Raw genomic sequence first — 11,686 nt, forward strand, 5'->3', positions numbered from 1 at the left:
TATTTTCTTTGCACATTTCTCACACTATGTAATACTTGCGTCACTTGGTTATACATAGAGCAAAAACGATGGATAAAATAGAAGTTCGTGGTGCCCGCACCCATAACCTCAAAGACATCAACCTCACTATCCCCCGCGATAAACTGATTGTCATTACTGGTTTGAGTGGTTCTGGTAAATCCTCTCTCGCATTCGATACTTTGTACGCTGAAGGACAAAGACGTTACGTAGAGTCACTATCAGCTTACGCGCGCCAATTTTTGTCTCTTATGGAAAAGCCAGATGTTGACCACATCGAAGGTTTGTCTCCTGCGATCTCGATTGAGCAGAAATCAACATCACACAACCCACGTTCTACCGTCGGTACCATTACCGAGGTATACGATTACCTGCGTCTACTTTATGCTCGCGTTGGTGAGCCTCGTTGTCCGACGCACCATACGCCTCTAGCCGCTCAAACCATCAGCCAGATGGTCGATAAAGTCTTAGAGTTGCCAGAAGGCAGCAAAATGATGCTACTTGCTCCTATCGTGAAAGAGCGTAAAGGTGAGCACGTTAAGACTTTAGAGAACCTTGCTGCTCAAGGTTTCATCCGCGCACGCATCGATGGTGAAACTTGCGATCTTTCTGATCCACCGCCGTTAGAACTGCACAAGAAACACACTATTGAAGTGGTTGTGGACCGCTTTAAAGTCCGCCCGGATTTGCAGCAACGTTTGGCTGAATCATTCGAAACCACACTAGAGCTATCTGGAGGTATCGCTGTTGTTGCTCCAATGGACGGCGATGGCGAAGAGGTGATCTTCTCAGCTAACTTTGCTTGCCCTATTTGTGGCTACAGCATGCAAGAACTTGAGCCTCGTTTGTTCTCATTCAACAACCCAGCAGGTGCGTGTGGCACTTGTGATGGTTTAGGTGTGCAGCAATATTTCGACCCAAGCCGAGTTATTCAAGATGAAACTCTGAGTTTGGCACAAGGTGCGATTCGAGGTTGGGATCAAAAGAACTACTATTATTTCCAGATGCTGACTGCGCTGGCAGATCATTACGACTTCGATCTTCACGCACCATTTAACTCTCTACCAAAGAAAACCCAAGACATCATTCTTAAAGGATCGGGGCGTACTGAAGTAGAGTTCAAGTACATTAACGATCGTGGTGACATTCGCGTTAAGCGCCATCCTTTTGAAGGGATCCTGAACACACTTGAACGCCGTTACCGCGATACTGAATCTAACTCGGTACGTGAAGAGCTTGCGAAATACATCTCTACTAAGTCTTGCTCAAGCTGTGATGGTACTCGTCTACGCCTTGAAGCTCGTAACGTCTTTATCGCCGATACGACACTACCGGAGATTGTTGAACTCAGCATCGCCGACGCATTGGAATTCTTCCACAGTTTGAAGCTCGAAGGCCAACGCGCCCAAATCGCTGAAAAAGTGATGAAGGAAATCAACGACCGCCTGCAATTCTTGGTTAACGTTGGTTTGAACTACCTCAACTTATCACGCAGCGCGGAAACCTTATCAGGCGGTGAGGCTCAACGTATTCGTTTAGCAAGCCAAATTGGTGCGGGTCTAGTAGGTGTTATGTACGTACTGGATGAGCCATCAATTGGTCTCCACCAGCGTGATAACGAACGTCTATTGAAAACTCTGACCCACCTAAGAGATTTAGGTAACACGGTATTAGTGGTTGAGCACGATGAAGATGCGATTCGTTGTGCTGATCACGTGATCGATATCGGTCCAGGTGCCGGTGTACACGGCGGTAACGTGGTCGCTGAAGGTACTATGGACGAGATCATTGCCAATCCGAACTCGCTGACTGGTCAGTACCTCAGTGGTGCGAAAGAGATTGCGGTACCAAAAGAGCGTACACCACGCGATCCAAAGAAAACCGTTGAATTAGTTGGCGCGACAGGTAACAACTTAAAGAATGTCGACCTTTCCGTTCCTGTTGGATTATTCAGCTGTATTACCGGTGTATCCGGCTCAGGTAAGTCGACTCTGATCAACGATACCTTCTTTAAGATTGCTCATACCCAGTTGAACGGCGCAACAACGGCGCACCCTTCACCATACAAAGCGATCAAAGGTTTAGAGCATTTCGATAAAGTTATCGACATTGACCAAAGCCCTATCGGTCGTACACCACGTTCAAACCCAGCCACTTATACGGGAATCTTTACTCCGATTCGTGAACTGTTTGCTGGCACGCAAGAGTCGCGCTCTCGCGGTTACAAACCGGGGCGCTTTAGCTTTAACGTACGCGGAGGTCGCTGTGAAGCGTGTCAGGGTGATGGTGTAATCAAGGTAGAAATGCACTTCTTACCTGACGTTTACGTTCCTTGTGATGTATGTAAAGGTAAACGCTACAACCGCGAAACACTTGAAGTACGTTACAAAGGCAAGACCATTGATGAAGTATTGGAAATGACGGTAGAAGATGCACGTACTTTCTTCGATCCAGTTCCAGCAATTGCTCGCAAGCTGCAAACTCTGATGGATGTAGGCTTGTCTTACATTCGCTTAGGTCAAGCAGCAACTACGCTGTCAGGTGGCGAAGCTCAGCGTGTAAAACTGGCTAGAGAGCTGTCTAAGCGTGATACAGGCAAAACCTTATACATTTTGGATGAACCGACAACAGGTCTGCACTTCCACGATATCCAGCAGCTACTAACTGTACTGCACCGTCTGCGCGACCACGGAAATACCGTTGTCGTCATTGAGCACAACCTCGATGTCATTAAGACGGCAGACTGGATTATTGACTTAGGTCCTGAAGGTGGACAAGGCGGCGGTGAGATCATCGCACAAGGAACGCCTGAAGATGTGTATCAGATCGAAGGTTCGCACACAGCTCGCTTCCTTAAGCCTATGTTGAAGTAGAAAAAACAGGTAAAGTACAAAGACCAGCCAATGCTGGTCTTTTTTCATTCAAAACAACACAATAACTATGGCAACTATACACGTCAGTGGAACTAAGCTTTCCCCAGGTAAAGTGCAAGTTCCTCTTAACCGCAAGTTTCTCATCGCGTTAGCAGCACTATTTCTGCTCGCGATGCATTTCTTCATGCCAAATCCGGGTGGCTCTGGACTAGCTCTGTCTTTCAATGCGACCACATGGATTGCGTTCAGCTTTGTACTCGGTATTGGCTGCTACCAACTTGCGACCAACCGTGTGTTACGTTATTCCAAATTAACAATCGGTCTGTTGATCAGTTGTATCATCATGACGCTGTCCATTTTCTACCCCAACGCGGATAGTATGCTCGCCGTAAATAAGCTGATTGGCCTGTGGTGCGGTATGTTGTTCTTCGTCGTACTGCAACAATTCCATTTCAGTAATAAGCATCGCCAACGCTTGTTGTGGTTTATTGTCCTTGCTGTTGTTATCGAAGCGATTTTCGGCTTAACGCAATATCTTTATCTTAAACCAGGAAACGTATTTGGATACGACACGGTAGCTAACCGCCCTTATGGCATCTTCCAGCAACCCAATGTCATGGCGAGTTTCCTTGCGACTGGTTTAGTGATTGCCAGCTATCTACTCGCCCGACAACCTTACAAATACTCTCGTAAACTCAGCGATGTTTACCTGTTGTACGCCGTACCTGTACTGACACTGCCTTTGATTGTTGCCCTTGCCTCTCGAACTGGTTGGCTAGCATCCATCATTGCCATTTTGCTAGTGATTCCATACATGTATCGCTTTGCAACACGTGCGCGCTTTGCTCGTTGGGTAATGGCTATGGCAGCAGGTCTAGCTCTGTCGGTTGTGGTAATAAATATTGCCTTTCCAGATGGAAGCGGCCTAGCCAGCGAAAAAGTGAACATGGAGTCACCGCGTGCTTACACCTTCCCACAAACCTTGGATATGGTGATTGAGAAGCCATTCACTGGGTACGGTTACGGCAAGTTTGAGTCAGAGTACATGCTATACACAGCACGTCAGCATGCACTTAATGAAAGCTATCCTGCGGGCTTGCCATCGATGGACCACCCGCACAATGAATTGTTGTACTGGGCGGTAGAAGGCGGATTGTTGCCAATTCTGGGGATCTTTTTAGCAATGGCATTGGTGTTGTATCGCATCTACCAAGCTAAACGCGGCACTCGTTTAGCACTGCTGGCACTGTTTATTCCAATCGTGCTGCACTCGCAATTAGAATACCCTTTCTATCATTCATTGGTGCATTGGCTGATCTTTGTGATTCTACTTTATTGGGTCGATCAGCGAGTGTCTCGCTACCGACAAGCACCATTTAGCAAAGTAACCAAAAGTTTATTGCGAGTATGTAGCCTAGTCGTTCCGGCAGTATTTACCTTCTACATGGTTAGCGCATTGCACACCAACTATGTCTTAACCAAGTTTGAAACAACGCGCCCGACTAACCCGGACATCTTAAATCAGGTGACAAACCCTGTGGTTTGGAAAGATCGTTTCGATTGGGATGTATACAGTACTTTCTTAAACATCGGTTTATACAAGCAAGACCCTACCTTGATTCAGCCTTACATTGATTGGTCTTTGGAAATCATTAAAGACAAGCCACGCCCAGCGTTTTACAACAACTTGATACTGGCATATCAAGGGTTGGATGACACAAGCAAGGCGGAACAAATTCGTGCAGAGGCACAGTTCTTGTTCCCTAAAATTGATTTCAGTGGCGTCAACTATCAGCCGCCTTCCAAAGCAATCTCTGCTTCACCAGCACCGACTTCAGGTGCTGAGCAATAAATACAAAAAAGCGAAGGTTATTCCTTCGCTTTTCTTTACCTCATTACCGAGGCAGTTTATTCAGTCAGAGACTCTTCTAAAGCTCGCAAACACAAAGCTACATTTTCAGGTCGAGCACCATAGCCCATCAGTCCAATTCGCCATGCTTTACCAGCCAGCGCACCAAGACCTGCACCGATTTCTAGGTTATAAGTTTCAAGTAAGTGATTCCGCACTTTTGCTTCATCAATTCCTTCAGGGACATAAATCGCATTCAATTGCGGTAGTCGATACTCTTCTTCTACCACAAATTCAAAGCCTAGTTTTTGCAAACCTGCTTTAAGCTTCTCATGCATTAACTGGTGACGCGCCCACGCATTTTCTAAACCTTCATTCTTAAGGATAAGTAGAGCTTCATGCAGGGCATACAAACTGTTCACTGGTGCAGTGTGGTGATAGCTGCGCTTTCCTTCTCCGCTCCAGTAACCCAATACTAAGCTTTGATCCAAGAACCAGCTTTGAACCGGTGTCGTTCTGGATTGAATCTTCTCAATAGCTGCCGGAGAAAGTGTCACAGGTGATAAACCTGGAACACACGAGAGACATTTTTGGCTACCGGAATACACCGCATCTAACTGCCACTCGTCAACTTTAAGGGGCACACCACCAAGCGAGGTCACAGCATCGATAATCGATAACAAACCGTATTGCTTCGCAAGCTTGCTCAGAGCTTGAGCGTCACTTACCGCGCCCGTCGATGTTTCTGCATGAACAAAAGCAAGAATCTTAGCATCAGGGTGCTGTTTTAACGCTTCTTCAACTTTATCGACCGATACAGGCGTTCCCCACTCATCATCGACGACAACCGCTTTCCCACCAGCACGAACTACGTTTTCGCGCATACGCTCACCGAAAACACCATTGCGGCAGACGATGACCTTGTCGCCCTTTTCAATCAGGTTAACAAAGCACGTTTCCATGCCCGCGCTGCCCGGCGCAGAAACTGCGATAGTAAATTCATTTTCTGTTTGGAAAGCATATTTAAGCAGTTGTTTTAGCTCATCCATCATGGCGATGAAAAGTGGGTCTAAATGGCCAACTGTTGGTCGGCTAAGCGCTTGTAAAACTTGAGGGGAAATATCAGAGGGACCAGGTCCCATCAAAATGCGGTGGGGGGGGATAAAGCTTTGGATCGGCATGTCAGCTCCTTGATTGCAGTCATTCATCCTGAGCGTTATAAAAGTTCTATTCAAAGGGTTGGCTCAGGTATCGAAGTTTTCACCCTAATAGATTTTTCCTCTATCGGCAATTAGCCCTGAGTATAGAGGTCAAACCACTGTCACAAATTCGTTAATAAAAACTTTCATAATGGTTGAGATATTGGTTGACAATGTGACAGCAAAACCGTTCAATGTTTAAGCTTTATGCAGAAGAGGAGCACTGCCCAGGCAGGTGATTTGTGGAACCGCAATTCCAATACCAATCACTCAGGGGGAGTAGTGCCGAGGTAAGTCAAAGTTGCAGGATTTGGCTTGTCGGTTGACTTGGGTTGAGTCCCATCAACTGTCATCAGCGCCGTATGATGAAGAGCTTCTGAGGGTAAATTTTCAAATTACATTCTAACTACCTCTCTATTTGCTCTGTTCCTTTCCTCACCAAACATCGGATGTATTAGGCAACCAATTAATTGTTGTTATTTTTTTCAGGAAGTCGTGGGAGAACGCAGTGAGCGCATTTAACGTAGCAAAATTCGGTGGAACCAGTGTTGCCAACTTTGAGGCAATGAGTCGTTGCTCCACTATCATAGAAAACAACCCAAATACTCGCCTTGTGGTTAGCAGTGCTTGCTCAGGTGTCACTAACCTATTGGTTGAACTGGCAAATGGTGTTCAAGACCAAGAACATCGTGCGGAAGTACTTCAGAAACTAGCAGGCATCCACGAATCGATTCTGTCGCAACTTGAGGAGGCAACCGAAGCTGCGGCAGAGGTTTATTCAATTCTTGATACTGTCACTAGCTTGGCAGAGGCCGCTTCAATCCAAGCAAGCACGAAACTGACCGATCATTTAGTCGCTTGTGGTGAATTAATGTCGACTCATATCCTTTCGCAACTAATGCGTGAGCGTGGTGTGAATGCAGTTCGTTTTGATATTCGCGACGTGCTAAAAACCGATGGCAATTTTGGTCGAGCTGAACCTAATGTCGAGACCATTTCACAGCTAGCACAAGAAAGATTGGTACCCCTTTGCCAAGAATACGTGGTTATCACCCAAGGTTTCATTGGCTCAGATGAAGAAGGTAATACCACCACGCTTGGCCGTGGCGGCAGTGACTACAGTGCAGCACTCATTGCAGAAGGTGTGAAAGCAGCAGGTCTAGAGATTTGGACTGACGTTCCGGGCATCTACACCACTGATCCACGTATCGCCTCAAAAGCAGCGCCAATCCCAGAGATCAGCTTTAGCGAAGCATCAGAGATGGCAAACTTTGGCGCAAAGATCCTGCACCCTTCAACATTGGTTCCAGCTCTTCGTCACGATATTCCGGTATTTGTTGGGTCATCTAAAGAGCCAGAAAAAGGCGGTACATGGATTCGCCACCAAGTAGAGAGCTCGCCTTTATTCCGAGCACTTGCTCTGCGCTGTAACCAAACCATGGTGACATTACGCAGTGCTAACATGTTCCACGCATACGGCTTCTTAGCGAAAGTGTTTGAGATCCTAGCGAAGCACAAAATCTCTGTAGATCTGATCACCACATCTGAAATCAGTGTGTCACTCACTCTTGATCAAACAGACACATCTGGTGGTGCTCCTCAGTTACCACAAGCCGCGCGTGAAGAGCTTGAAGAGCTGTGTAAAGTAGAAGTGGAACACGACCTATGTCTCGTCGCTCTGATTGGTAACAACATGAGTGAAAGCAAAGGCTATGCGAAGCAAGTATTTGGCACATTAGAAGACTTCAACCTACGTATGATCTGTTACGGAGCAAGCCCACATAACCTGTGCTTCCTTGTTCACGAGTCCGTATCTCGCCAAGCGATCCAAAAACTGCATACTGAATTGTTCGAGCAATAAAAACTCTTTCATTCACTAATAAACAAGGGCTGCACATGGCAGCCCTTTTAGTTTCTATATGGTTTGATTAACCGTTAATGTTGGGACCTAACCATTTCTCCGCTTCGATCCTATCCCAGCCTTTACGATCAGCATAACTTTGCAACTGATCCTCTTGGATCTGAGCGATCGCAAAGTAACGAGAGTCAGGATGCGAGAAGTACCAGCCCGATACGGAAGCACCTGGGAACATCGCATAGCTCGATGTCAGTGACATACCGATATTTTCTTCAACATTCATCAGGTCCCAAAGTGGTCCTTTTTCAGTATGCTCTGGACAGGCAGGATAGCCCGGAGCTGGACGAATGCCTTGGTATTTCTCACGAATCAGTTCTTCATTCGACAGAGCTTCATCTGTAGCGTAACCCCAAATATCTTTACGCACACGCTCATGTAGATACTCAGCAAATGCTTCCGCCAGACGGTCCGCTACCGCTTGGATCATGATGGCATTGTAATCATCACCTTGCGCTTTGTATTCGTCAGCAAGTTCGCGTTCACCGATACCGCCGGTTACAGCAAAAGCACCAACCCAATCGAGCTTACCAGACTCTTTCGGGGCAACATAATCCGACAGGCAGTAGTTGAAGCCTTTTGGTTTCTCCGTCTGCTGGCGCAAGTTATGCAGCACTTTCGCCACTTCTGTACGCGATTCGTCGGTGTAGACTTCGATATCATCACCCACGCTTGCTGCAGGGAACAGGCCACACATGCCGCGCGCTTTGAGTAACCCTTCACGCTCAACACGATCTAGTAGTTCGTTAGCATCTTTGTACAGGCGTTGAGCCTCTTCACCCACTTCTTCATGGTCAAAGATTGTTGGATACTTGCCGACTAACGACCAAGTCATAAAGAAAGGCGTCCAGTCGATGTACTTACGCAAAGTAGACACTTCAAAGTCATAAAAAATATGGATACCCGGCTTCACAGGAGCAGGAGGCGTATACTTATCCCAATCAATCGCGACTTTGTTCGCTCGTGCTTCTTCTAAAGTAACAGGCTTGGTGCGCGGCTTCTTGCGGTTATGCTGATCACGCACGCGTTCATAGTCCACGTCCAGCTTCTCAACAAAGCCAGGACGAAGTTCGTCTGAAAGTAATGATGTGCATACACCAACCGCACGAGAAGCGTTATTGACGTATACCACTGGATTCTTGTAGTTCTGCTCAATCTTCACCGCCGTATGCGCTTTGGATGTTGTTGCACCACCAATCAGAAGTGGAAGATCGAAATCAAGACGTTCCATTTCTTTCGCGACATGAACCATTTCATCGAGGGACGGTGTGATCAAGCCAGAAAGACCAATGATGTCGACGTTTTCCTCTTTGGCTACCTTGAGGATCTTCTCACATGGCACCATTACGCCAAGATCGATGATCTCATAGTTATTACATTGCAGTACCACACCAACAATGTTCTTACCGATATCGTGTACGTCACCTTTAACCGTAGCCAGTAAGATCTTACCGTTGGAAGAACCCGCTTGCTTCTCTTGATTAATAAAAGGCTCTAAGTGCGCCACAGCTTGCTTCATAACACGCGCAGATTTCACTACCTGAGGAAGGAACATCTTACCTTCACCAAATAAGTCACCCACCACGTTCATGCCGTCCATCAATGGACCTTCAATGACTTCAAGTGGCTTAGAGGCATTAAGGCGAGCTTCTTCGGTATCTTCAACGATGAACTCCGTAATGCCTTTAACCAGCGCATGCTCTAGACGTTTTTCTACCGACCAAGTACGCCACTCTAATGCAGAAGCATCTTCTTCTTTGCCGACACCCTTTCCGGCGTATTCTGCCGCGATATCAAGTAGTCGCTCGGTCGAATCATGACGACGGTTAAGAACCACGTCTTCTACCGCCTCACGCAGCTTATCAGGAACGTTATCGTAAATTTCTAACTGACCCGCGTTCACAATGCCCATGTCCATACCATTTTTAAAACAGTGGTATAGGAATACCGCGTGAATCGCTTCACGGACGTAGTTATTACCACGGAATGAGAAGGAAACGTTAGAAACGCCACCGGAGATCATCGCGTGAGGCAAGTCGCGCTTAATGTCGGCAACCGCTTCGATGAAATCCACGGCGTAGTTGTTGTGCTCTTCGATGCCCGTCGCAACCGCGAAGATGTTCGGGTCAAAGATGATATCTTCTGGTGGGAAGCCGACTTCATCAACCAAGATACGATAAGCGTTAGTACAGATTTCTAACTTACGCTCACGTGTTTCTGCCTGACCAACTTCATCAAACGCCATAACGATAACTGCAGCACCATAGCGACGAATCAGTTTTGCTTGCTCAACAAACTTCTCTTTACCTTCTTTCAAAGAGATGGAGTTCACGATGCCCTTGCCCTGAATACACTTCAGACCCGCCTCGATAACCTCCCATTTAGAAGAATCGACCATGATAGGCACTTTGGAGATCTCAGGCTCAGAGGCACATAGGTTTAGGAAACGAACCATACAGGCTTCTGCATCCAACATGCCTTCATCCATGTTGATGTCGATGATCTGAGCGCCGTTCTCAACTTGCTGACGAGCAACTTCCAGCGCTTCATCGTAAAGCTCTTCTTTGATCAGACGCTTAAATCGAGCAGAACCAGTTACGTTAGTGCGCTCACCCACGTTGATAAACAACGTCTCTTTTTCAATCGTAAGAGGCTCAAGACCGGATAAACGACACGCAACCGTAAGCTCAGGCAGATCACGAGGTTTTACACCTTCAACTGCCATTGCCATATGGCGAATATGCTCTGGCGTGGTACCACAACAACCACCAATTAGGTTGAGGAAACCACTCTCCGCCCACTCTTTAACGTGTTCCGCCATATCTTCAGGTGAAAGGTCATACTCACCAAACGCATTCGGTAGACCCGCATTTGGGTGAGTAGAAACAAAAGATTCCGAAATACGAGAAAGCTCTTCTACGTATGGGCGTAGTTCGTCAGGGCCAAGTGCACAGTTCAAACCAAATGAAATCGGGTTAACATGACGAAGAGAGTTATAGAAAGCTTCCGTTGTTTGACCAGAAAGCGTACGTCCAGAAGCATCGGTAATGGTACCGGAGATCATCACCGGTAACTCGATACTTAGTTCTTCGAAAACACTATCAACCGCGAAGGCACAAGCTTTAGCGTTAAGCGTATCGAAGATGGTCTCGATCAGAATAAGATCAGAACCACCTTTTATCAGCGCTCGAGTGGATTCTGAATAAGCTTCAACAAGCTCATCGAAGCTGACATTACGATAGCCCGGATCGTTTACATCAGGGGAGATAGAACAAGTACGGTTTGTTGGACCAAGCACACCCGCGACATAACGTGGGCGCTCTGGCGTTTTTGCCGTCCACTCATCAGCGGCTTCACGAGCAAGCTTTGCAGCGGCATAGTTGATTTCCTCACTCAGGCTTTCCATCTCATAGTCAGCCATCGCGATCGTCGTCGCGTTAAAGGTGTTGGTCTCAAGAATATCAGCGCCAGCTTCTAAGTAAGCGCTGTGAATTTCCTTAATCAATTGAGGCTGAGTGAGCACCAACAAATCGTTGTTGCCTTTTAGATCACAATGCCAATCCGCAAAGCGCTCTCCTCGATAGTCTTGCTCTTCAAGTTTGTATCCCTGAATCATGGTGCCCATACCACCATCAATCAGCAAGATACGTTGCTTTAGTTGAGCTTCAATCTGTTGTCTTACATTACTTCCCACAGTACAGCCTCATTCCTTTAGTTATCTCTCCATCCTATCACACAAATTAAAGGAGTCTAGACGTCTAAAATGCGAATTACTGATTATTTTGCTTCCGTCGAGTGACAAAATAATCTCGAAAAAATGTTTGCTATTTAG

At 46.7% G+C, this 11,686-nt stretch carries 5 protein-coding genes and 1 riboswitch; of the genes, 3 read left to right on the plus strand and 2 right to left on the minus strand.

Annotated features, from left to right (window positions below):
- Positions 1 to 68 precede the first annotated feature (68 nt).
- Complete coding sequence (gene uvrA / locus A8140_RS14135) at positions 69 to 2,891, plus strand: excinuclease ABC subunit UvrA (protein ID WP_038862597.1); 2,823 nt, start codon at positions 69 to 71, stop codon at positions 2,889 to 2,891.
- 67 nt (positions 2,892 to 2,958) lie between these two features.
- The gene (locus tag A8140_RS14140; RefSeq protein ID WP_005535925.1) at positions 2,959 to 4,743 is read left to right on the plus strand and encodes a PglL family O-oligosaccharyltransferase; all 1,785 of its coding nucleotides are present in this window, start codon (positions 2,959 to 2,961) and stop codon (positions 4,741 to 4,743) included.
- Positions 4,744 to 4,799: 56 nt separating this feature from the next.
- On the opposite strand, the gene A8140_RS14145 is transcribed toward A8140_RS14140, so the two are convergent.
- Positions 4,800 to 5,921, minus strand: a complete 1,122-nt coding sequence (locus A8140_RS14145) for a pyridoxal-phosphate-dependent aminotransferase family protein (protein ID WP_005535927.1) — start codon at positions 5,919 to 5,921, stop codon at positions 4,800 to 4,802.
- A 223-nt stretch (positions 5,922 to 6,144) separates the two neighbouring features.
- Positions 6,145 to 6,323, plus strand: a riboswitch (Lysine riboswitch).
- 124 nt (positions 6,324 to 6,447) lie between these two features.
- Here A8140_RS14145 and lysC point away from each other — a divergent pair.
- Positions 6,448 to 7,800, plus strand: coding sequence for a lysine-sensitive aspartokinase 3 (gene lysC / locus A8140_RS14155; protein WP_005535930.1), 1,353 nt, complete (start codon positions 6,448 to 6,450; stop codon positions 7,798 to 7,800).
- Between the two features lie 67 nt (positions 7,801 to 7,867).
- Here the strand turns inward: lysC and metH are convergent, their stop codons facing one another.
- Complete coding sequence (metH, locus tag A8140_RS14160; RefSeq protein ID WP_005535932.1) at positions 7,868 to 11,548, minus strand: methionine synthase; 3,681 nt, start codon at positions 11,546 to 11,548, stop codon at positions 7,868 to 7,870.
- Positions 11,549 to 11,686: the final 138 nt, after the last annotated feature.

Origin of the sequence: Vibrio campbellii CAIM 519 = NBRC 15631 = ATCC 25920 (assembly GCF_002163755.1) — a bacterium.
In the GTDB taxonomy this organism is placed as follows: domain Bacteria; phylum Pseudomonadota; class Gammaproteobacteria; order Enterobacterales; family Vibrionaceae; genus Vibrio; species Vibrio campbellii.